Here is a 19766-nt window from a genome sequence, read left to right as displayed (position 1 = left end):
CATGCCTCCCGTCTTCGCCCACGGCCGCCTGCGCCTGTATCTGCTGAAGCTGCTGGACGAGGCCCCGCGCCATGGCTACGAGGTGATCCGCCTCCTGGAGGAGCGCTTCCAGGGCCTGTACGCGCCCTCGGCGGGCACCGTCTACCCCCGTCTGGCCAAGCTGGAGAGCGAGGGCCTGGTCACCCACACCACCGAGGGCGGCCGCAAGGTGTACGCCATCACGGACGCCGGGCGGGCCGAGCTGGCCGACCGCAGCGGTGAACTGGCCGATCTGGAGCTGGAGATCCGGGAGTCGGTCGCCGAGCTCGCCGCCGAGATCCGGGCCGATGTCCGCGGCGCGGCCGGTGACCTCCGGCGCGAGATGCGGGCGGCGGCCTCCGAGGCCCGCCAGGGCAACGGGGCCAAGGGGGACGTGCCTCTCGGTGACTTCGCGGACTACACCGACAAGGAAGCCTGGCGCGCGGCCAAGGAGGAGATGCGCCGCGCCAAGCAGGAGTGGAAGGAGCAGGCCCGACGCGCCAAGGACGAGAGCCGCAGGGCCCGTGAGGAGGCCCAGCGCGCCCGGCGCCAGGCCAAGGAGGCCCAGGACCGGGCCCGCGCCCAGGCCCAGGAGGAGATGCAGCGCGTCGCCAAGCGGGTCCAGGACCATGTGCAGGACCACTTCACGCGGGGCGACTGGCCGACGGGTGTCCGCGAGGGTCTGACGGAACTGGCCAAGGAGTTCGGCGAGTTCGGAAAGGACTTCGGCAAGGAGTTCGGGAAGGACTTCGGCTTCGGCCGCACCGGTACGGCGCCCAGGCCCTCCCCCGAGTACTCCGACACCCCGGAGGACTTCCCCGCCGAGTACCAACCGTCCTGGGCCCACGAGGACCCCACCGGCGACCCGGCCCGCGACCTGGACCGCCTCCTGGACCGCTTCCGCGACGACATCCGCGACGCGGCCCGGGACCATGGCGTCACCGCCGACCAACTCCGGGACGCCCGCAGACACCTGTCGACGGCGGCGGCCCACATAGGGGCACTGCTGCGGACGCCGAAGGGCTGAGGAGTGCCCTGGGGGGCGGGGTGCAGCTGAGGCCGGCGCGGGTCGGTCAGGGCCGTGCGGCCGGGCGGGGGCTGAGCGGCCCTCGGGCCGACGACCGAGGAACCCGGCCGAGGCATCGGCGAGCCGGGGACAAACCGTCCGCGGGCTGTGCCTCTGAGGGCTGCGGCTGCGGCAGCACGCCCCCGGCAACTGCCGCTGGCGGCCAACCTCCGGAGGCGACCGGCGGGAACGCCGTGCTTCTGGGGCTGCGACAGCGCGGCCCGGGGCAACCGGCTGGGGCGGGCCGTCGGCTCAACCAGCCCCGGCTTCACGGCCGTAGAGCATCCGCGCCCCGCCGCCACGTACGCCCCACCCCGCATCACCCCGCCTTTGCCTGGCCCTCCCCATAGAGCACCCGCGTCAGGGACGCGTTCGTCACTCCGTGGTCGGCCAGGACCTCGGCCGGTACTCCGGGGCGGGTCGTCAGGGCCAGGAGGATGTGTTCGTCGCCGATGTGGCCGTCGCTGTGGGCCATGGCGATGCGCAGGGAGCCCACGAGCGTGTCCTTGGCCTCCCGGCTGAAGGAAGGGCGCCCGGACCACCAGCCCCTGTACTTGCGGTCGCCGGACATCGCGCCGACGCCGTGCACCTCCTCGACCCGGGAGACGATCTCCGCGACGTCGATACCGAGTCCCGCGAGGGCGTCCGCCTCAGCCTGGGAAAGACCGGCCCGCCGTCGCGCCTCGCCCAGTGCTTCCCGTACCGACTCCTTGCGCTCCGCGAGCCCCAGCGCGGCCAGCGCGATGGAGGCGCGGCCGGCTTCCCGGTCCAGCAGGGCGAGCAGCAGATGCTCGGCGCCCACGGTGCCGGCCCCTGCCCCTTCCGCGTGCTCGACCGCGCCCGTCACAACCGCCCGGGCATCCTTCGTGAACCGCTCGAACATCAATGCCTCCCGTACTTCTTGTGCACGGCCTGCCTGCTGACACCGAGCTCCGCGGCGATCTCCTGCCACGACCACCCCTGATGGCGCGCACCGCGCACCTGCACCGCCTCCAGCTGCTCCAGCAGCCGGCGCAGCGCGGCGACGGCACGAAGGCCGACCCTCGGGTCGCGGTCACCCGCGCGCTCGGCGAGATCCGTTGCCTCACTCATGCTGTCAATCTAGGTTGACAGCCCCTTGCTGTCAACCCTGGTTGACATGCCCGGCACGCAAGAGGCGGGCCCGGAAACCACCGGACCCGCCTGGCCGAAACCCTTGAAAGGCTCAGGAGTTGGTGAGCACGATCTTGCCGAACTGCTCCCCCGACGCCATCCGCTCGAAGCCCTCACGCGCCCGGTCCATCGGCAGCACCTCGTCGATGACGGGACGGACACCGGTGGCGGCGCAGAAGGAGAGGAGGTCCTCCAGTTCGTCCTTGGTCCCCATCGTGGAGCCGACGACCTTCAGCTCCAGGAAGAAGATCCGGGTCAGCTCGGCGTGCGAGGGCCGGTCGCCGCTGGTGGCGCCGGAGATGACGAGCGTGCCCCCGGGCCTGAGCGACTTGACCGAGTGCGACCAGGTCGCGGCACCCACGGTCTCGATGACGGCGTCGACCCGCTCCGGCAGCCGCGCGCCCGACTCCACCGCCTCCACGGCACCCAGCTCCAGGGCCCGCTTGCGCTTGGCCTCGTCCCGGCTGGTGGCGAAGACACGCAGCCCCGCGGCCTTGCCGAGGACGATCGCGGCCGTGGCGACACCACCGCCGGCGCCCTGGACGAGGACGGAGTCGCCGGGACGTACACCCGCGTTGGTGAAGAGCATCCGGTACGCCGTCAGCCAGGCCGTGGGCAGACAGGCGGCCTCCTCGAAGGACAGCTCCTTCGGCTTGGGGAGGATGTTCCAGGTCGGTACGGCGACCTGGTCGGCGAAGGTGCCCTGGTAGCGCTCGGTGAGGATCGAGCGGGGTTCCTTCGGGCCCACGCCATGGCCGCTCTGGCCGATGACGGAGTGCAGGACGACCTCGTTGCCGTCCTCGTCGACGCCGGCGGCGTCACAGCCGAGGATCATCGGCAGCTTGTCCTCTGCGAGGCCCACGCCACGCAGGGACCACAGGTCGTGGTGGTTGAGGGAGGCGGCCTTGACGTTGACGACGCTCCAGCCGGAACGGGCCTCGGGGGCAGGACGCTCCCCCAACTCAAGGCCGGTGAGCGGCTGGTCGCGGTCGATTCGGGCGGCGTAGACGGCGAACATGACCTTGACGATAGGCCCGCACATCCAACTCCGGAACCGGGGATGGCTGTGACACATGCCCTCTTGTGCTCAGGCGTCCGGCCAACCCGGCGGCGCATCTGCGCAGGCTCTTCAACCCCGGCCAGCACATCCAGCCCGTCCGGCGTTTGAGGACGAGGCCCCTTCAGGGCCGACAGGGGGCTCCGGGGGCGCAGCCCCCGGGATGGACGGGTAGGGGCGGCGGGGGCGAAAACCACCCGGCCGGCCCACCCTCAAGGTAAAAAATGACCCCGGCCGAGAAACCAACCCGACCGGGGTCACCCAACCCGCACTCAGCTCACCGCCGAGCCACACCTTCCGCCCGAGCCGCCGCAGCGACCGCCGCCGTGACCGCCGGAGCAACCCGCTCATCGAACGGCGACGGAATCACATAGTCCGCGGCCAGGTCATCCCCGACCACCGAGGCCAACGCCTCCGCCGCCGCGATCTTCATACCCTCCGTGATCCGGGAGGCCCGGACCTGGAGCGCGCCCGCGAAGATACCGGGGAACGCCAGCACGTTGTTGATCTGGTTCGGGAAGTCCGAACGACCCGTCGCCACGACCGCCGCGTACTTGTGCGCGACGTCGGGGTGCACCTCGGGGTTCGGGTTGGCCATCGCGAACACGAACGCGCCGGACGCCATGGAAGCCACCGCGGACTCCGCGACCGTACCGCCGGAGACACCGATGAAGACATCGGCACCGGCGAGAGCGTCCTCCAGGGAGCCCGTCAGCCCCGCCTTGTTCGTGAACCCGGCGACCTCGCGCTTCACATCGGTCAGATCCGCACGATCCACCGAGATGATGCCCTTGCGGTCGGCGAGCGCCACATCCCCGATACCGGCCTCGACCAGCATCTTGGCGATGGCGACCCCGGCCGCCCCGGCGCCCGAGATGACCGCCCGCAGCTGCCCGATCTCCCGCCCGCTCAGCCGCGCGGCGTTCCGCAGCGCCGCCAGCGTCACGACCGCCGTACCGTGCTGGTCGTCGTGGAAGACCGGGATGTCGAGGCGCTCCTGGAGCTTGCGCTCGATCTCGAAGCACCGCGGCGCCGAGATGTCCTCAAGGTTGACGCCCCCGAAGGAGGGCGCGAGGCGCACCACGGTCTCGACGATCTCGTCGACGCCGGTGCAGTCCAGCGCGATCGGCACCGCGTCCACGCCGCCGAACTGCTTGAACAGAATCGCCTTGCCCTCCATCACCGGAAGGGAGGCCTCAGGACCGATGTCGCCGAGTCCGAGCACGGCCGTACCGTCCGTCACGACGGCGACGACCGACGACTTCCACGTGTAGTCGTGGACGAGATCCGGCTGCTCGGCGATGGCGCTGCACACCTTCGCCACGCCGGGTGTGTACGCGAGGGACAGGTCGTCCTTGTCGCGGACCGGCACGGTGGCCTGCACAGCCATCTTGCCGCCGCGGTGCAGCGCGAACGCGGGGTCGAAGGAATCGAGGGGCTCCGCCCCTCCGTCCTGACCCGTATCGCTGTCGCTGCGAGGATTGACGATCTCCGCTGCCACTTTGTCTGACCCCTTAGATATTCATGGTTTGAGGGTGGCCACTCCTGGTTGAGAAGTGGGCGGGCACCGCGCACGGCCCAGTTACCGATACGTACGGTCACTGCGGGCGTATACGCGACGGGCGCGCCGCACACGCGCCCTGAGCCCCGGATGAGGGGTGTAAAGCACCTTCTTACCGGACGGACGCCGTCGAGGACGAGTCCAATACGTGCAAGGTCACATGACGGAGCGAAGAACGATCATCGATCACCGCAGCGGTGACATGAATCATGGGATGTTATAGAGAACAAGCCCCCGAAACCCTCTTGACGAGCGCCCGAGCGGCACTCAAGTGGCCCCGAGGCGACCTCGCCGGAGCATCCGCATCCTGAGATGCGCCGAAGATCTTCCGGCCGGAAGGAGAGATTCCCGAAGAAGGTGCGGTCGTGATGTACCGACCTGGTGTGGTTCGGGGGTAGCCCGTTATCCGATTTTGACATAGCTGGCCCCCTGAATGGCTCAGTCCGAATGGCAAGATGCCGTAATCACACGAGGTCGCGACACTCGAAGACGTGTGCTCTCGTCGACCCATCGGCAACTCCACCCATCCGCCGGAGGAACCCACCATGACCGCACGCACCACCCGTCGTACGACCGCCACGCGCTCCCGGCTGGCAGCGGTCGGCTCGATCGCGGTCGCAGGCGCCCTGATTCTCACCGGCTGCGGTGACCAGACCGACAGCGGCAGCTCGGAGTCGAAGGAGACCGGGACGTCCAGCACCGCGCCCCTCTTCTCCAAGCTGCCCAAGAAGATCCAGGACAAGGGCGAGATCCAGGTCGGCACCAACGCCGAGTACGCGCCCATGGAGTACCAGGAGGGCGGCAAGATCGTCGGTGTCGACCCCGACATCGCCGCCGCGCTGGGCGAGAAGCTGGGCGTGGAGTTCAAGTTCACCTCCGGCTCCTTCGACGGCCTGATCACCTCGCTGAACACCGGCCGCTACGACATCGCCATGTCCTCCATCACGGACAACAAGCAGCGCCAGGAGGGCCTGGACGACAAGGGCAAGAAGCTCGGCCCGGGTGTCGACTTCGTCGACTACTTCGTGGCCGGCACCGCCGTGTACGTCCAGAAGGGCAACCCGAAGAACATCAACTCGATCGAGGACCTGTGCGGCCAGACGGCCGCCGTGCAGCGCGGTACGACGTACGAGCAGGCGCTGAAGGACCAGTCCAAGAAGTGCACGGACGCCGGTGACAAGGCGATCAAGATCGAGTCGTTCGAGAATGACACCGAGGCCCAGACCCGAGTGAAGTCGGGCGGCGCCGTCGCGGGCGTCAACGACTACCCGGTCGCGGTCGACCTGGCCCGCAAGGCCGGCGGCGGCAACGACTTCGAGGTCGTCGGCGAGCAGGTCGACGCCGGTCCGTTCGGTATCGCGGTGAACAAGGACAACAAGCAGCTCACCGCGGCACTGGAAGCGGCTGTCAACGCCGTCATCGAGGACGGCACCTACAAGAAGATCCTTGAGAAGTGGGGCGCCGAGACCGGCGCGATCGACAAGGCCGCGATCAACGGCGGCAAGTGACCGTCCCGAGCACCTCTGAAGGGCAGTCACAGTGACTGACAAGTTCGACAAGGAGCCGGCCGACGCGGAGCCGTCGGCCGTTGTCTCCAAGGAGGGCGGGGACCTCCCGCCCGAGGCGATCAAGGCCATCCCGGTCCGCCACTACGGCCGCTGGGTCAGCGGTGTGATCGTGCTGGCCCTGCTGGCCCTGCTGATCAACGCGTTCGCCACCGCGGAGAAGATCCAGTGGAGCGCCGTCGGCGACTACGTCTTCGACTCCACGGTCCTGGCGGGCGCCGGCCGCACCCTGCTGATCAGCATCCTCGCGATGATCATGGGCGTGGTCCTGGGCGTCATCCTGGCCGTGATGCGGATGTCCAAGAACCCGGTGACCAGCTCGGTCGCCTGGCTCTACATCTGGATCTTCCGCGGCACGCCGGTCTACGTCCAGCTGCTCATCTGGTTCAACCTGGCGCTGGTCTTCGAGACCCTGAACCTCGGTCCGATCTACAAGGACGAGATGGTGCAGGTCATGACCCCGTTCATGGCGGCCCTGCTGGGTCTGGGCCTGAACGAGGCGGCGTACATGGCCGAGATCTGCCGTGCCGGTCTGATGGCCGTCGACGAGGGCCAGACCGAGGCCTCGCACGCGCTCGGCATGAGCCACGCCAAGACGCTGCGCCGGATCGTGATCCCGCAGGCGATGCGGGTGATCGTGCCGCCCACCGGCAACGAGTTCATCAACATGCTCAAGACGTCGTCGCTGGTCTACGTCGTGACGTACAACGAACTGCTGCGGGCCACCTCGACGATCGGCTCCACGTCGTACGCCGTGATGGAGCTGCTCTTCGTGGCCTCCATCTGGTACCTGGTCATGACCAGCGTGTTCAGCGTCTTCCAGTACTACCTGGAGCGCCACTACGCCCGCGGTTCGCTGCGCCAGCTGCCGGCGACGCCGTGGCAGAAGGTCAAGGCGAACTTGCTCGGACTGGGTCGCGAAAGGGGTGCTGGGGCATGACCGCCATGGTGAAGGCCGAGGGCGTCCACAAGTCCTTCGGCGCCGTACAGGTCCTCAAGGGCATCGACCTGGAGGTGCAGACCGGCGAGGTGTTCTGCCTCATCGGCCCCTCCGGCTCCGGCAAGTCGACGTTCCTCAGGTGCATCAACCACCTGGAGAAGATCAACGCCGGTCGGCTGTACGTCGACGGCGATCTGGTCGGCTACCGCCAGAAGGGCGACAAGCTGTACGAGCTCAAGGACAGCGAGGTCGCGCAGCAGCGTCGGGACATCGGCATGGTGTTCCAGCGGTTCAACCTGTTCCCGCACATGACGGCCGCGGAGAACGTCATGGAGGCGCCGATCCAGGTCAAGGGCGTCAGCAAGGCCCAGGCCAGGGAGCGCGCGAGGGAGCTGCTCGACCGCGTCGGCCTCGCCGACAAGGCCGGGACCTACCCCTCGCAGCTCTCCGGCGGCCAGCAGCAGCGCGTGGCGATCGCCCGGGCGCTCGCCATGGACCCGAAGCTGATGCTGTTCGACGAGCCGACCTCGGCCCTGGACCCGGAGCTGGTCGGTGACGTCCTCGACGTCATGCGCGACCTCGCCGAGTCCGGCATGACGATGGTCGTCGTCACCCACGAGATGGGCTTCGCCCGCGAGGTGGGCGACAACCTCGTCTTCATGGACGGTGGTGTGGTCGTCGAGTCCGGCAACCCGCGCGACGTCCTGACGGACCCGCAGCACGAGCGCACGAAGGCGTTCCTCTCCAAGGTGCTGTGACGTGCTGTGACGTTTCACTGACGAAGACGAAGGGGCCGTACGGGATTCCCGTACCGCCCCTTCGCGCTGCCACGGCCGCGGGTTCCGGCCCTCAGCGGGTCACTTCAACGCCAGCAGCAAGGTGTCCGACGGCGAGCACCACACCGACCGCGCCTCGGCGAACCCCTTCTCGCGCAGCACGCGCGCGTGCCACTGCACCGACGGCATGTCGCCGTCGGCGTGCTCGCCGTAGATCTCGAAGCGGCGGGCGGTCGGCTCGGCGAGGACGGGGTCCTGCGCGGCGACCTGCCACCACTCGGCCCAGTCCAGGGCGCCGTCGGCCCTGGCCTGATCCATGCGCGCGTGCCGCAGTTCCCGCTCGGCGGCGTTGATCCGGGGCGTCGTGTCGTCGATCATGTGGTCCGCGTTCATGAAGACACCGCCGTCGCGGACCAGACCCGCGACCTGACCGTAGAGGGCCGCGAGGGGTTCACGGTGCAGCCAGTGCAGGGCCGTGGCCGTCAGGACGGCGTCGTAGGAGCCGTACGGCAGCTGCGCCGGCCAGTCGGGGTCCTTGAGGTCGGCGGTGACGAAGGTGACCCGCTCGTCGCCCGCGAAGGTGCCCTCGGCGATGGCGAGGAGCGCCGGGTCGAGGTCGACGCCGGTGCTGGTGGCGCCGGGCAGACGGGCCAGCAGCCGGGCGGTGATGGAGCCGGTGCCGCAGGCGAGGTCGAGCACCCTGGGCTCGGGCCCGACGAGTGCCTCGACCATGTCGAGCATGATCTGGAAGCGTTCCTCCCGGTCGGGCATGTACCACTCCTGCTGCCGGTCCCAGCTCTCCTGCCAGGCGTGCCAGTCGGTTCCGGTACTGGTCGTCATGGGAGCTCCCTCTTAGGACATATGCGTAATACCCTGGAAGCACAATCGTCTGTTACCCCGACCGCAGCACGACCATAGAGCGCCTTCGTAAGGACTACAAGTGGAACTGGCCTATTACTCGGACTACGCCGTACGGCTCGTCAACAGCGAGGACCCGGCCCGGGGCAAGGACGCGCTGACGTCGGTCGGGGCCGTCCGTGATCTGTTCGGCGTGAACCAGTCGGCGGGCCGTCGCGCGACGGACGCGGACGTCACCCGCTTCCGCTCGGTCCGGGCCCGGCTGCGCGCGGTCTTCGAGGCGGCGGACGGCGGCGACGAGACGCTCGCGGTGGACCTGCTGAACTCGCTCCTGCTGGAGTTCCCGGTCAGCCCCCAGATCTCCGGGCACGACTTCCGGGACGACGACGGCCGCCCGCTGTGGCACATGCACCTCGCCGACCACCCCTCGAACGCGACCGCGGGCTACGCGGCCATCGCGGCGATGGGCCTGGCCTTCCATCTGACGGAGTACGGCGTGGACCGGCTCGGCCTGTGCGAGGCAGCGCCGTGCCGCAACGCCTACCTCGACACCTCGACCAACCGCTCCCGGCGCTACTGCTCCGACCGCTGCGCCACCCGCGCGAACGTGGCCGCCTACCGGGCCCGCAAGCGCCTGGAGGCGGACCGGTCGGACAGCACCGGCCGCACGGCGGACAGCGCCCAGCGCACCAGCGCGAACGGCGAGCGCTGATCCGCCTTGCGCGGCCGGAACCGGCCCCGCACCTTGCCCAGCACCAGCTCCGCCGGCACCGTCCCGTAGTCCGTGCTGTCCCCGCCCGCGTACACGTTGTCCCCGAGCACCCACCAGCCGCCTTCGCGGCGCTCCGCGGCCCGCTTGACGACCAGCAGGTCCTGCTGGAACGGATGGCGCAGAACGACCACGTCACCGGGCCGGATCCGGGCCCCGTAGTGCACCAGCAGCCGGTCCCCGTGGTGCAGCGTGGGCACCATGGACGGCCCGGTCACCTCGGCCGGCCCGAAGGGCAGCAACGGCCGCCCGCGTTCGGTCTCCTGCGACAGTTCCGGCATCACCGGCACCTCCCCGGTCCTATCCTCCACCAGTCTCAGTCTGACCCTGGACTTTTGTCCTAAGCCCATGGGGGCACTCGCGAAAACCCGTCCCTCAGGGAGTAATGTCCCACCTGAGAAGACGATCACGAGGAAGGAATGCTCCATGCTTTCCCGCCTGTTTGCCCCCAAGGTGAAGGTCAGCGCGCACTGCGACCTGCCCTGCGGTGTGTACGACCCGGCCCAGGCCCGCATCGAGGCGGAGTCGGTCAAGGCCGTGCAGGAGAAGATGGCCGCCAACGACGACCCGCACTTCCAGGCGCGTGCGACCGTCATCAAGGAGCAGCGCGCCGAGCTCGCCAAGCACCACGTGTCGGTCCTCTGGAGCGACTACTTCAAGCCCCCGCACTTCGAGAAGTACCCGGAGCTGCACCAGCTGGTCAACGACGCCCTGAAGGCCCTGTCGGCCGCCAAGGCGTCCACCGACCCGGCCACCGGCCAGAAGGCGCTGGACTACATCGCCCAGATCGACAAGATCTTCTGGGAGACCAAGAAGGCCTGATCCAGGACCTGTTCGGATCGCCGCGACCGGCGGTCGGTGCACCATCGCAGGTCGAAGGGCATCCCCGAAGGGGCCCGTCCGCAGTACGCGGCCGGGCCCCTTCGGCCGTCCGTCGTGGGATGCTGGCGGGGTGAACACCGAGGACCTGGTCCGGCTGCGGCAGGCGCGCGACCGCATGGACCGCGAGTACACCGAGCCCCTCGACGTCACGGCGCTCGCCCGGACCGCGCTGATGTCCCCCGGCCACTTCCAGCGCAGCTTCCGCGCCGCGTACGGCGAGACGCCGTACGGCTATCTCATGACCCGCAGGATCGAGCGCGCCAAGGCGCTGCTGCGGCGCGGCGACCTGAGCGTGACGGAGGTCTGCATGGCCGTCGGCTGTACCTCGCTCGGCTCCTTCAGCGCGCGCTTCACCGAGCTGGTCGGCCAGACGCCGAGCGCCTACCGGGCCCGTTCGCACGAGGACGGCGAGACGATTCCGGCGTGCGTGGCCCGGCGGTTCACCCGGCCGAAGCGGTCGTAGCGGCCGCATCACCGGTCGCGCCCTAATCTGCCGTCATGGACATCAGACTCAAGCAGTGCTTCCTCGCCGTCGACGACCACGACAAGGCGATCGCCTTCTACCGCGACGTGCTGGGCCTTGAGGTCCGCGGTGACGTCGGGTTCGAGGGGATGCGCTGGGTGACCGTCGGGTCGCCCTTGCAGCCGGACGTGGAGATCGTGCTGGAGCCGCCCGCCGCGGACCCGGACACCTCCCCCGCCGACAAGGAGGTGATGGCCCAGCTGCTCGCCAAGGGCGTGCTGCGCGGGGTCAACTTCACCACCTCCGACTGCGACGAGCTGTACGCCCGGGTACGGGAGTCCGGCGCCGACGTGATCCAGGAGCCGACGGACCAGCCGTACGGCGTGCGCGACTGCGCCTTCCGGGACCCGGCCGGGAACATGCTGCGCTTCATGGAGCCGTCGAAGCAGGGCTGACTACGATCACGCCCATGACCCTTCGCTGGACGTACGCCTTCGTCGACCGGCCCGCCGCCGTCTTCGGCCCCGCCTGCGACTTCTGGACCGCCGCCACCGGCACGCGCCTGTCGGAACTCCGGGGCGACCAGGGCGAGTTCGTGACCTTGCTCCCCGAGTCCGGCGACGCCTGCGTCAAGGTCCAGGGGGTCGCGGAAGGGCCCGGCGGCGCCCACCTGGACTTCGCCGTCGAGGACGTCACGGGCTTCGTGAAGGAGGCCCGGCGGGCCGGGGCCGGGATGGTCTCCGAGCACGGGGGCTGGGCCGTACTGCGGTCGCCGGCCGGGCAGTTGTTCTGCGCGGTGCCCTGGCACGGGGAGTCGCTGCGCCCGCCCGCGGTGCGCGGAACCCGCCTCGACCAGGTGTGCCTGGACATCCCGCCTTCGCTCTACGACGCCGAAGTCGCCTTCTGGAGCGCGCTGTTGCCCGAGTGGGCGTCGCTGCCGGGTTCCCTCCCGGAGTTCCACGTGGTCAAGCCCCCGGCGGGGCTGCCGATCCGCATCCTGCTCCAGCGCCTCGGCGAGGAGCGCCCGTCGTCGGCCCATCTCGACCTGGCCTGCACTGACATCGACGCCGCCCGGACGGCTCACGAAGAGCTGGGCGCCACGCTCGTGTACCGCGGCACCCACTGGCGCGTGATGCGCGATCCCGCGGGCGGCCTGTACTGCCTGACGGGCCGGGATCCGCGGACGGGCGGGCTGCCGGCCTAACGGGCCGTCGCGTAGGCGCACAGGACGATCCTCCCGTCGTCCCGGGGCGGCGGGGTGATGCCCGGGCCCGGGCAGTCGGAGTCCATGTCCACGTCGGGAGGCTCGGCCTCCTGCCACTGATAGGCCCCCTCCGGCTCCCCCGCGTCCTGGAGCCACAGGGTGAGCCCGCCGCCGACGGCCACCGCGACCAGCCACACGGCCATGGCCCACCGCCATAACCGGCGCCGCCCGCTCACGCCCACGGCTCCACGCCCACCACGGCGTCCACCGGGATCGGCCCGTAGATGTGCGGGAACTCCTCGGCACCGGGCTCGGGGGCCTCGTACTTCACCTCTACGCCGAGCCGGGCGGGGTCGATGACGAGCAGCACGAGCTCGTCGGGGCCGTCGTAGTCGGCATAGAGGAAAGCGGCCACTTTCGGCAGTTGCCCGCGGGTCGAGCAGTGGATGAAGCCCTCCTCCTGGAGGGTGCGGCCGCGGGTGGACATCTCGTACGTCCCGCGGGCGCGGGCTTCCTCCCACAGGGAGCGTTCGGTGAGGTGCACGATGGTGGTGGACATGACGCCACGTTACGGGTTCAGCCGCGCCGCCCGCCCCCGCAGATACCGCTGCTCGGGCAGGCTCATGGTCTGCGCGGCCGCCGACTCGTAGGCCGCCCGGGCCGCGTCGAGGTCCCCGGCCCGCTCCAGCAGATGCCCCCGTACGGCATCCCGCCGGTGCCCCAACTCCCCCTCCAGCGCGTCCACTTCCGCGAGCCCGGCCTCAGGACCGCGCACCATGGCGACGGCGACCGCGCGGTTGAGGCGCTCGACGGGGCCCGGGACGAGGCCCACCAGCACGTCGTAGAGGCCCAGGATCTCCCGCCAGTCCGTGGCCTCCGCGGACGGTGCCTCGTCGTGGACGGCGGCGATGGCCGCGCGCAGTTGGTAGGGGCCGGCGGGGCCGCGCCGAAGGGCGTGGGTGACCAGCGCGACGCCCTCCTCGATCGCGGCCTTGTCCCAGCGGTCGCGGTCCTGTTCGTCGAGGGGCACGAGGTCGCCGTGCGGACCGGTACGGGCGTCGCGGCGGGCGTCGGTGAGCAGCATCAGCGCGAGCAGCCCGGTCACCTCGCCGGAGGCCGGGAGCAGCCGGTGGGCCGTGCGGGTCAGCCGGATCGCCTCGCCGGCGAGATCGCGGCGCTGCAGGCTGCGGCCCGAGGTCGCCGTGTACCCCTCGTTGAAGATCAGGTAGAGGGTGTGCAGGACGGCGGGCAGCCGCTCCGCCCAGTGGTCGGGGCGCCCGAAGCTCACACCGCGCAGCTTCTGCTTGGCCCGGCTGATGCGCTGGGCCATGGTCGCCTCGGGGACGAGCCAGGCGCGGGCGATCTCCGCCGTGGTCAGACCGCCGACCGCGCGCAGGGTGAGCGCGATCTGCGCGGGCGGGGTCAGGTCGGGATGGCAGCACAGGAAGAGCAGGGAGAGGGTGTCGTCCTCGCGGGGTGCGCGGTCCTGCCCGGGCGCGAGGCGTTCCCCGAGCGCCACCGCCTTCTCCTCCCGCGCCCGCCGGGCGTCGTCGGCGCGCAGCGCGTCCACGAGCCGCCGCGAGGCCACCTTGATGAGCCAGCCGCGCGGATTGTCGGGCACCCCGGCCGCCGGCCACTGCCCGGCCGCGGCGAGCAGCGCCTCCTGTACGGCGTCCTCGGCGGCGTCGAAATGGCCGTACCGCCGCACGAGCGCACCGAGGACCTGCGGCGCGTGCCGGCGCAGCAGGTCCTCGACGGTGTCGCTCATCGGGTTCAGACGTCTCCGGTGTCCTCGCCGATGGGCCGGATCACGACCGGGTACACGGGCGCGCCCTCGGGCTGCGGGCACTGCAGGACACGGGCGGCGATCTCCGTGACCCGCTCCAGGCTCGCGCAGTCCAGGACCCAGTAGCCCGCCAGCAGCTCCTTGGTCTCGCCGTACGGTCCGTCGGTGATGACGGGCTTGCCGTCCGGGCCGAGATCCACGTGCCGGGTGCGGGCGGGCTCGGCCAGACCCTGGGCGTCGACCAGTTCGCCGGTCTCGGCGAGGTCGTCGTTGATCGCGCCCATGAAGGCGAACATCGCCTGCACGTCCTGCTCGCTCCAGGCCGGCGAGTTCTCCGACGCCTTGCCCTTCATCGCCTCGTAGTCCGCCTGGCTGCCCTGCACCATGACCAGATACTTCATGACTGGCTCCTTTGTCTCGCGCCGCCTGTCGGGCGGCTCTCACAGGGGACGTCGGAGCCGGGCCCGGGTTCTCGACATGGTTCGGGACGACGTTTCAGGAATTGCTCGCGGCGGGCTTCTCGGGCTTCTCGGGCTCCTCCCGGCGCTCGGCCGGCTCATGATGTGCGCGGCGCCGGTGGTACTGGTGGTGCTCGCGGGGCTCTTCCTCGTCGCCGTGCTCGACGAACGCCTCGCACTGGGGATTACGGCAGGGGCCTGCCACCCAGCGCGGTACCCATGCGCCCAGCGTCTTGTGACGCCGGACGACCGTTTCGACGGACTGCCCGCAGACGGGACAGGCGTGTTCTTCGCTGTCCATGTCCTCAGGGTAGGCCGGTCAGCGCTTCCGTGCGTAGGTGCGGACGAGCACTCCGTTACCGAACGTGCGGACCTCTTGCAGGGCGAAGTCGGTGACGGCGAACCCGGCGCCGCCGAACATCGGCATCCCCGAGCCGTAGACCTGCGGGTAGGTCTTGATGACCAGCTCGTCGATCTCGTCGAGCAGTTCACCCGCGATCTGGGAGCCGCCGCAGAGCCAGATGCCCAGTTCGCTGTCCTCGGCCTTCAGTTCCCGGATCCGGGCGACCAGGTCGCCGTCGATCACGGTCACGTTCGGGTCCGGGGAGGGGCCGAGGGAGCGCGAGGCGACATACTCGCGCAGATGGCCGTACGGGCTGGCGGTGCCGGCGTCGAGGGCGAGCTGGTAGCTGCCGCGGCCCTGGATCACCGTGTCGAAGTGGAGGTTCTCGGCACCCTTGAGGCCGAGGTGTTCACGGCCCTGGGCCGCGATGGTGTCCGGCCAGGTCGAGGCGAGGTAGCCGAGGAACTCCTCGTCCAGGAACGCGAACATCGACGTGGCGTCGCCGTTCGGGTCGCCGATGAAGCCGTCGCTGGAGCAGGCGATGTAGTACGTGAGCTTTCGCAAGCCGGGGCTCTTTCCGTAGGCTGTCGTTTGAACAACTGCAGTTGTAGTACTTCACATGTAGTGGTTGCAGGCTTTTTCCGGAGCGGGATTGAAGTGGGAGAGGAGATTCCGCATTGGCCAGGAATCCGGAGCGGCGGGCGGCACTGGTGGACGCCGGTGTGGAGGTGCTCGCGCGGGAAGGGGCGCGCGGACTGACCTTCCGCGCGGTGGACGCCGAGGCCGGGGTGCCGGTGGGTACGGCCTCCAACTACTTCACCGGGCGCGACGACCTGCTGCGCCAGATCGACGCCCGGCTGCACGTACGGCTGGCCCCCGACCCCGAGGTGATCGCCGAGCTGCTCCAGCGGCCGAAGGACCGGTCACTGGTCACGGCGTTCATGCACGACCTGATGGGCCGGGCCATCCGCGACCGCACCGGCCATCTGGCGCTGCTGGAGATGCGCCTGGAGGCGACCCGGCGGCCCGAACTGCGGGCCTCGTACACGGAGTCGGTGCGCGGGGACCTGACGGAGGGCATGGAGTTCCACCGGAACGCGGGGCTCCCCGGCGGCGACGAGACCGTCACCGTGCTCTATCTCGCCATGCTCGGCCTGATCATGGAGCACCTGACGCTGCCGGGGGTACTGGAGGGTGTGCTGCCGGGGGTGAGCGTTCCGGAGGGGCTGATCGAACGGATCGTGGAGACGGTGGTGCCTCAGACCTGACGCGGCTCGCGCCACATCGGGAACATCTGCGGGCCGTCGGGCAGGTCGAGGGGGCTGCCGAGGAGTGCGAAGCCGAGGCGTTCGTACAGCTTCCGGCTGCGGGCGCTGCTCGCCTCCAGGTACGCGGGGACACCTTCGCTGTCACAGCGGTCGAGTACGGCGCCGATGAGCGCGGAGCCGAGTCCCTCGCCCTGCCGGCCGGGCGAGACGCCGATCATCCACAGGTACTGATGGGCACTGTCGCAGGGGTGGATCCGAGCGGTGAGCCGGCCGATCAGCTCGACGCGCTCGTTCTCCGGGTCGACCGCGTCTCGGAGCTGCGCGGGCCCGTCGTCATCGGGGTCGTGCTCCCCGGCCGGGGTCGGCAGCCACAGCGCGCAGGCCGAGCCGTCCTCGGTCAGGTCGACCCGCCCCTCGGCGAGCACGATGTCGGTGAAGGCCGCCATCAGCCGGTGATGGGTCGCCCGGCGGTACTCGGCACCGGGAAAGACCCAAGCGCTGACCGGATCACCCTGGAATGCCTCGTCCAGCAGCCCCACCACCAAGTCCCGGTCCGCCTCGCCCGCCGCCCGGATCGCCACACCCATGTCCCGCCCCTTCGTCTCAACCAGCCTTGATCGTAGGGCGGTTGGGGCGCGCGTGGCGGGGGCGGCCGAAGATTGTCGGGATTCGGTGGCGGGGGTGCGGGGGGCTCTCGGATTCGGTGCCGGGCTGGTGTGGTGCGCGTCACCGGGCGGTGTGGCGCGCGTCCGGGCCGGTACCGGGCGGTGCCCTGCCACGTCCGGACCCGTACCGGGCGGTGCCCTGCCACGTCCGGACCCGCGCCGGGCGGTGCTCGTGTCCGTCCGGATCGGGTGGATCGGTGAGCGAACGGGCCCCGCACACCGTGGGGATGTGCGGGACCCGTCAGGCCGGAGCCGGTGGCCGTGCGGGGTCAGGAGCCGCACGGCCACCGGTCCGGGGATTCAGGTGCTGCGCCGGGTGACGAACTCGGCCAGGGCCAGCAGACCGCCCGCCGCCTCCGGTTCGGGTACCGCTCGGGCCAGTTCCTGCATCGCGCGGGCCATCCGGTCGGCGGCCTGGACCTGCGCCCAGTCACGTCCGCCCGCCTGTTCCACGGCCAGCGCGGTGCGCGCGGTCTCCTCCTCGGCCGCCATACCGCCCTTGCCGTACGGCACTTCGTACAGCTCGGCCAGCTCCGCCGCCGCCGCGGTACCGGAGGTGAGCGCGGCGACGACCGGCAGCGACTTCTTGCGGGCGGCAAAGTCCGCGCCGGCCGGTTTGCCGGTGCGCCGCGGGTCGCCCCATATGCCGATGACATCGTCGATGAGCTGGAAGGCGAGCCCGGCCTCACGGCCGAAGGCGTCCATCGCCTCCACGTCCTCCCCCGCCGCGCCCGCGTACAGCGCGCCGAGGGCACAGGCGCAGCCCAGCAGCGCTCCCGTCTTGGCCTCCGCCATGGCGAGCGCCTCGTCGAGGCCGACCTCGGCGCAGGCCCGCTGCTCCAGGGCGGTGTCCGCGTGCTGGCCCTCGCACAGTTCGACGACACAGGCGGCGAGCCGGGCGGCGGCCCCGGTGGACGCCGGATGCGGATCCTCGGCGAGCAGTCTGAGGGCGAGGGCCTGGAGGGCGTCCCCGGCGAGGATCGCGTCGGCGTCGCCGAACACGGTCCAGGCGGTGGGCCGGTGCCGTCGGGTGGTGTCCCGGTCCATCACATCGTCGTGCAGCAGCGTGAAGTTGTGAACCAGCTCCACCGCCGCGGCGGCCCGTACCGCGGCCTTGCGGGCGGGTGGACCACCGAGTGCCTCGGCCGCGGTGAGGACGAGCGCGGGGCGGATCGCCTTGCCCGCGTTGCCCGCCGCGGGTGTGCCGTCCGCGTGCTCCCAGCCGAAGTGGTAGAGCGCGATCCGGCGCATGGAGGTCGGCAACGAGTCGATGGCGGAACGCAGTTCGGGGTCGACGGACCCTCGCGCGCGCTCCAGGATCGCCATCGCCTCCTGCCCGTCGAGCGGACCCGGTCCGGCATGTGTCTGGGTCCCGATGGGCCTCCGCCTTTCACGCGTCTCGGTCACTGGGCACCCCCAGGATGTACCCGCCCCGGAGGGCGGGGACACCGGTTGTCCGCGGGAGGGTCACCGCCACCGCCCGATCTCGACGTTCTCCAGCACGCCGAGCGCGTCCGGCACCAGGACCGCGGCCGAGTAGTAGGCGGTCACCAGGTACTTGATGATCGCCTGTTCGTTGATGCCCATGAACCGCACCGACAGGCTCGGCTCGATCTCGTCGGGGATACCGGCCTGCTGAAGCCCGATGACCCCCTGCTCGGCCTCGCCGGTACGCATGGCGATGATCGAGGTCGTACGGGCGTCGCTGACCGGGATCTTGTTGCACGGGAAGATCGGCACCCCGCGCCAGGTGGGGATGCGGTTGCCGGCCATCTCGATGGTCTCGGGCACCAGTCCGCGCTTGTTGAGCTCGCGGCCGAACGCGGAGATCGCGCGCGGGTGGGCGAGGAACAGCTTGGTGCCGCGGCGCCTGCTGAGCAGTTCGTCCATGTCGTCGGGCCCCGGCACGCCGTCGTGGGGCTGGATCCGCTGCTCGTACTCGCAGTTGTTGAGCAGCCCGAACTCGCGGTTGTTGATGAGCTCGTGCTCCTGGCGCTCCTTGAGCGCCTCGACGGTCAGCCGGAGCTGCTGCTCGGTCTGGTTCATCGGCTGGTTGTAGAGGTCGGCCACGCGGGAGTGGATGCGCAGCACGGTCTGGGCGATGCTCAGCTCGTACTCACGGGGCCTGGCCTCGTAGTCGACGAAGGTGTGCGGGATGTCCGGCTCGCCGCTGTGGCCGGCCGCGAGGTCGATCTCCTTCTCGCCGTACTTGTTGGCGCGCTGGGCGGGGATCGAGCGCTGCGCGTCGAGGTGCTCGCGCAGCGAGTCGGCGCGCTCAGCGATCTGCTCGACGTCCTGGCGGGGCAGGACGAGGACGGTGCACGCGGTGACGGTGCGGACCGTGTACTCCCAGATGGCGTCGGAGCCGAGCAGCGCCTGGTCGCCGAGGTAGGCGCCGTCGGCCAGCACACCGAGGGACTCGTCGTCGCCGTAGGGGCCGGTGCCGACCTTCTCCACGCGGCCGTGCGCCAGCAGATACACCTCGTCGGCGGGGCTGCCGAAGGAGACGAGCACCTCACCGGCGGCGAGCTCGCGCTGCTCACAGCGCCGGGCGAGCTCGGCGAGCACGTCCTGGTCCTCGTAACTGCGCAGCGCGGGCAGTTCGCCCAGCTCCGCGGGGATGACCTCGACACGGTCACCGGTCTTCACGAAGGTGATACGGCCGTCCCCCACGGCGTAGGTCAGGCGGCGGTTCACTCGATAAGTGCCGCCCTGCACATTCACCCACGGCAGCATGCGCAGCAGCCAGCGTGAGCTGATCTCCTGCATCTGGGGCGCGGACTTGGTCGTGGTGGCCAGGTTCCGCGCGGCGCCGGTGCCGAGACTCTGCTGCGGCCTGCCTTCATCAGTGCGGATCTCTTCGCCTACCGACATAAGGAATTGCCCTCCCGGTCATGCGCCGACGCCATTCGGCGCCGGGCATCGATTCGCAGGA

25 protein-coding genes are annotated in these 19766 nt (G+C 70.4%); 10 read left to right on the top strand and 15 right to left on the bottom strand.

The features are described from left to right. Position 1: 1 nt before the first annotated feature. Positions 2-1045, top strand: coding sequence for a helix-turn-helix transcriptional regulator (locus RMT89_RS10510; RefSeq protein WP_315883540.1), 1044 nt, complete (start codon positions 2-4; stop codon positions 1043-1045). Between the two features lie 358 nt (positions 1046-1403). Here RMT89_RS10510 and RMT89_RS10505 read toward each other — a convergent pair whose 3' ends face one another. The 4 genes from RMT89_RS10505 to RMT89_RS10490 form a co-directional block, all read right to left on the bottom strand. Next, positions 1404-1967 (bottom strand): Clp protease N-terminal domain-containing protein, encoded by a 564-nt coding sequence (locus RMT89_RS10505; RefSeq protein WP_315883539.1) that lies wholly within the window; start codon positions 1965-1967, stop codon positions 1404-1406. Further along, a complete protein-coding gene (locus RMT89_RS10500; RefSeq protein WP_315883538.1) occupies positions 1967-2176 on the bottom strand; it encodes a helix-turn-helix domain-containing protein in 210 nt (69 codons plus the stop codon). Before RMT89_RS10500 ends, RMT89_RS10505 begins: the two co-directional genes overlap by 1 nt. A gap of 112 nt (positions 2177-2288) precedes the next feature. Further along, positions 2289-3254, bottom strand: a complete 966-nt coding sequence (locus RMT89_RS10495) for a zinc-binding dehydrogenase (protein WP_315883537.1) — start codon at positions 3252-3254, stop codon at positions 2289-2291. A 316-nt stretch (positions 3255-3570) separates the two neighbouring features. Then, the gene (locus tag RMT89_RS10490; RefSeq protein ID WP_315883536.1) at positions 3571-4794 is read right to left on the bottom strand and encodes an NADP-dependent malic enzyme; all 1224 of its coding nucleotides are present in this window, start codon (positions 4792-4794) and stop codon (positions 3571-3573) included. Between the two features lie 605 nt (positions 4795-5399). Between RMT89_RS10490 and RMT89_RS10485 the strand changes: the two genes are divergently transcribed. From RMT89_RS10485 to RMT89_RS10475, 3 genes are read left to right on the top strand one after another with little or no spacing between them, the layout of a single operon-like run. Then, positions 5400-6362, top strand: a complete 963-nt coding sequence (locus RMT89_RS10485; protein WP_315883535.1) for an ABC transporter substrate-binding protein — start codon at positions 5400-5402, stop codon at positions 6360-6362. A gap of 31 nt (positions 6363-6393) precedes the next feature. Next, positions 6394-7359, top strand: a complete 966-nt coding sequence (locus RMT89_RS10480) for an amino acid ABC transporter permease (RefSeq protein ID WP_315883534.1) — start codon at positions 6394-6396, stop codon at positions 7357-7359. Further along, on the top strand, positions 7356-8117 hold the full coding sequence (locus RMT89_RS10475) for an amino acid ABC transporter ATP-binding protein (RefSeq protein WP_315883533.1): 762 nt from the start codon (positions 7356-7358) through the stop codon (positions 8115-8117). Before RMT89_RS10480 ends, RMT89_RS10475 begins: the two co-directional genes overlap by 4 nt. 99 nt (positions 8118-8216) lie before the next feature. Here RMT89_RS10475 and RMT89_RS10470 read toward each other — a convergent pair whose 3' ends face one another. Next, positions 8217-8975 carry a class I SAM-dependent methyltransferase gene (locus RMT89_RS10470; RefSeq protein WP_315883532.1) on the bottom strand — a complete coding sequence of 253 codons (759 nt, stop codon included), beginning with the start codon at positions 8973-8975 and terminating at the stop codon, positions 8217-8219. 100 nt (positions 8976-9075) lie between these two features. Between RMT89_RS10470 and RMT89_RS10465 the strand changes: the two genes are divergently transcribed. Further along, the gene (locus RMT89_RS10465; protein WP_315883531.1) at positions 9076-9705 is read left to right on the top strand and encodes a CGNR zinc finger domain-containing protein; all 630 of its coding nucleotides are present in this window, start codon (positions 9076-9078) and stop codon (positions 9703-9705) included. On the opposite strand, the gene sodX is transcribed toward RMT89_RS10465, so the two are convergent. Then, positions 9609-10043 carry a nickel-type superoxide dismutase maturation protease gene (gene sodX / locus RMT89_RS10460; RefSeq protein ID WP_315883572.1) on the bottom strand — a complete coding sequence of 145 codons (435 nt, stop codon included), beginning with the start codon at positions 10041-10043 and terminating at the stop codon, positions 9609-9611. The two genes, RMT89_RS10465 and sodX, sit on opposite strands and share 97 nt — an antisense overlap. A gap of 145 nt (positions 10044-10188) precedes the next feature. Between sodX and sodN the strand changes: the two genes are divergently transcribed. The 4 genes from sodN to RMT89_RS10440 all read left to right on the top strand — a co-directional run bounded on the left by sodN (position 10189) and on the right by RMT89_RS10440 (position 12311). Continuing rightward, positions 10189-10584, top strand: coding sequence for a superoxide dismutase, Ni (gene sodN / locus RMT89_RS10455; RefSeq protein ID WP_020123534.1), 396 nt, complete (start codon positions 10189-10191; stop codon positions 10582-10584). A 130-nt stretch (positions 10585-10714) separates the two neighbouring features. Then, entirely contained in the window at positions 10715-11107 is a 393-nt protein-coding gene (locus RMT89_RS10450) for a helix-turn-helix transcriptional regulator (RefSeq protein ID WP_315883530.1), read from the top strand. A 35-nt stretch (positions 11108-11142) separates the two neighbouring features. Further along, positions 11143-11562 (top strand): VOC family protein, encoded by a 420-nt coding sequence (locus RMT89_RS10445; RefSeq protein ID WP_315883529.1) that lies wholly within the window; start codon positions 11143-11145, stop codon positions 11560-11562. Positions 11563-11576: 14 nt separating this feature from the next. After that, entirely contained in the window at positions 11577-12311 is a 735-nt protein-coding gene (locus RMT89_RS10440) for a VOC family protein (RefSeq protein WP_315883528.1), read from the top strand. Here RMT89_RS10440 and RMT89_RS10435 read toward each other — a convergent pair. The 6 genes from RMT89_RS10435 to RMT89_RS10410 form a co-directional block, all read right to left on the bottom strand. Then, positions 12308-12547: a hypothetical protein gene (locus tag RMT89_RS10435; protein ID WP_315883527.1), complete on the bottom strand. Its 240-nt coding sequence runs from the start codon at positions 12545-12547 to the stop codon at positions 12308-12310. The two genes, RMT89_RS10440 and RMT89_RS10435, sit on opposite strands and share 4 nt — an antisense overlap. Next, on the bottom strand, positions 12544-12870 hold the full coding sequence (locus RMT89_RS10430) for a DUF952 domain-containing protein (RefSeq protein ID WP_315883526.1): 327 nt from the start codon (positions 12868-12870) through the stop codon (positions 12544-12546). Before RMT89_RS10430 ends, RMT89_RS10435 begins: the two co-directional genes overlap by 4 nt. Positions 12871-12879: 9 nt before the next feature. After that, positions 12880-14079: a sigma-70 family RNA polymerase sigma factor gene (locus RMT89_RS10425; protein WP_315883525.1), complete on the bottom strand. Its 1200-nt coding sequence runs from the start codon at positions 14077-14079 to the stop codon at positions 12880-12882. A gap of 5 nt (positions 14080-14084) precedes the next feature. Further along, positions 14085-14498 (bottom strand): YciI family protein, encoded by a 414-nt coding sequence (locus RMT89_RS10420; RefSeq protein ID WP_315883524.1) that lies wholly within the window; start codon positions 14496-14498, stop codon positions 14085-14087. 94 nt (positions 14499-14592) lie between these two features. Next, entirely contained in the window at positions 14593-14856 is a 264-nt protein-coding gene (locus tag RMT89_RS10415; RefSeq protein ID WP_315883523.1) for a hypothetical protein, read from the bottom strand. A gap of 18 nt (positions 14857-14874) precedes the next feature. Continuing rightward, complete coding sequence (locus RMT89_RS10410; protein WP_315883522.1) at positions 14875-15462, bottom strand: dihydrofolate reductase family protein; 588 nt, start codon at positions 15460-15462, stop codon at positions 14875-14877. 113 nt (positions 15463-15575) lie between these two features. Between RMT89_RS10410 and RMT89_RS10405 the strand changes: the two genes are divergently transcribed. Beyond that, positions 15576-16166, top strand: a complete 591-nt coding sequence (locus RMT89_RS10405; protein ID WP_315883521.1) for a TetR family transcriptional regulator — start codon at positions 15576-15578, stop codon at positions 16164-16166. On the opposite strand, the gene RMT89_RS10400 is transcribed toward RMT89_RS10405, so the two are convergent. The 3 genes from RMT89_RS10400 to RMT89_RS10390 all read right to left on the bottom strand — a co-directional run bounded on the left by RMT89_RS10400 (position 16157) and on the right by RMT89_RS10390 (position 19705). Beyond that, complete coding sequence (locus RMT89_RS10400) at positions 16157-16753, bottom strand: GNAT family N-acetyltransferase (protein ID WP_315883520.1); 597 nt, start codon at positions 16751-16753, stop codon at positions 16157-16159. The two genes, RMT89_RS10405 and RMT89_RS10400, sit on opposite strands and share 10 nt — an antisense overlap. Before the next feature lie 378 nt (positions 16754-17131). After that, positions 17132-18238 (bottom strand): family 2 encapsulin nanocompartment cargo protein polyprenyl transferase, encoded by a 1107-nt coding sequence (locus tag RMT89_RS10395; RefSeq protein WP_399497886.1) that lies wholly within the window; start codon positions 18236-18238, stop codon positions 17132-17134. A 60-nt stretch (positions 18239-18298) separates the two neighbouring features. Next, entirely contained in the window at positions 18299-19705 is a 1407-nt protein-coding gene (locus tag RMT89_RS10390) for a family 2B encapsulin nanocompartment shell protein (RefSeq protein ID WP_315883519.1), read from the bottom strand. Between the last annotated feature and the right edge of the window lie 61 nt (positions 19706-19766).

It is taken from the genome of Streptomyces sp. P17, from assembly GCF_032436805.1.
In the GTDB taxonomy this organism is placed as follows: Bacteria; Actinomycetota; Actinomycetes; order Streptomycetales; family Streptomycetaceae; genus Streptomyces.
Note: the sequence above shows the minus strand (reverse complement) of the source record. Positions and strands in the feature narration are given on the sequence as shown.

Bases quoted from the DNA above. Each gene is read 5' to 3' on its own strand.
- RMT89_RS10400 (WP_315883520.1), bottom strand. From the start codon at position 16,753: ATGGGTGTGGCGATCCGGGCGGCGGGCGAGGCGGACCGGGACTTGGTG.
- sodN (WP_020123534.1), top strand. From the start codon at position 10,189: ATGCTTTCCCGCCTGTTTGCCCCCAAGGTGAAGGTCAGCGCGCACTGC.
- RMT89_RS10505 (WP_315883539.1), bottom strand. From the start codon at position 1,967: ATGTTCGAGCGGTTCACGAAGGATGCCCGGGCGGTTGTGACGGGCGCG.
- RMT89_RS10440 (WP_315883528.1), top strand. From the start codon at position 11,577: ATGACCCTTCGCTGGACGTACGCCTTCGTCGACCGGCCCGCCGCCGTC.
- RMT89_RS10475 (WP_315883533.1), top strand. From the start codon at position 7,356: ATGACCGCCATGGTGAAGGCCGAGGGCGTCCACAAGTCCTTCGGCGCC.
- RMT89_RS10445 (WP_315883529.1), top strand. From the start codon at position 11,143: ATGGACATCAGACTCAAGCAGTGCTTCCTCGCCGTCGACGACCACGAC.
- sodX (WP_315883572.1), bottom strand. From the start codon at position 10,043: ATGCCGGAACTGTCGCAGGAGACCGAACGCGGGCGGCCGTTGCTGCCC.
- RMT89_RS10425 (WP_315883525.1), bottom strand. From the start codon at position 14,079: ATGAGCGACACCGTCGAGGACCTGCTGCGCCGGCACGCGCCGCAGGTC.
- RMT89_RS10500 (WP_315883538.1), bottom strand. From the start codon at position 2,176: ATGAGTGAGGCAACGGATCTCGCCGAGCGCGCGGGTGACCGCGACCCG.
- RMT89_RS10470 (WP_315883532.1), bottom strand. From the start codon at position 8,975: ATGACGACCAGTACCGGAACCGACTGGCACGCCTGGCAGGAGAGCTGG.
- RMT89_RS10430 (WP_315883526.1), bottom strand. From the start codon at position 12,870: ATGTCCACCACCATCGTGCACCTCACCGAACGCTCCCTGTGGGAGGAA.
- RMT89_RS10415 (WP_315883523.1), bottom strand. From the start codon at position 14,856: ATGGACAGCGAAGAACACGCCTGTCCCGTCTGCGGGCAGTCCGTCGAA.
- RMT89_RS10485 (WP_315883535.1), top strand. From the start codon at position 5,400: ATGACCGCACGCACCACCCGTCGTACGACCGCCACGCGCTCCCGGCTG.
- RMT89_RS10495 (WP_315883537.1), bottom strand. From the start codon at position 3,254: ATGTTCGCCGTCTACGCCGCCCGAATCGACCGCGACCAGCCGCTCACC.
- RMT89_RS10420 (WP_315883524.1), bottom strand. From the start codon at position 14,498: ATGAAGTATCTGGTCATGGTGCAGGGCAGCCAGGCGGACTACGAGGCG.
- RMT89_RS10510 (WP_315883540.1), top strand. From the start codon at position 2: ATGCCTCCCGTCTTCGCCCACGGCCGCCTGCGCCTGTATCTGCTGAAG.
- RMT89_RS10390 (WP_315883519.1), bottom strand. From the start codon at position 19,705: ATGTCGGTAGGCGAAGAGATCCGCACTGATGAAGGCAGGCCGCAGCAG.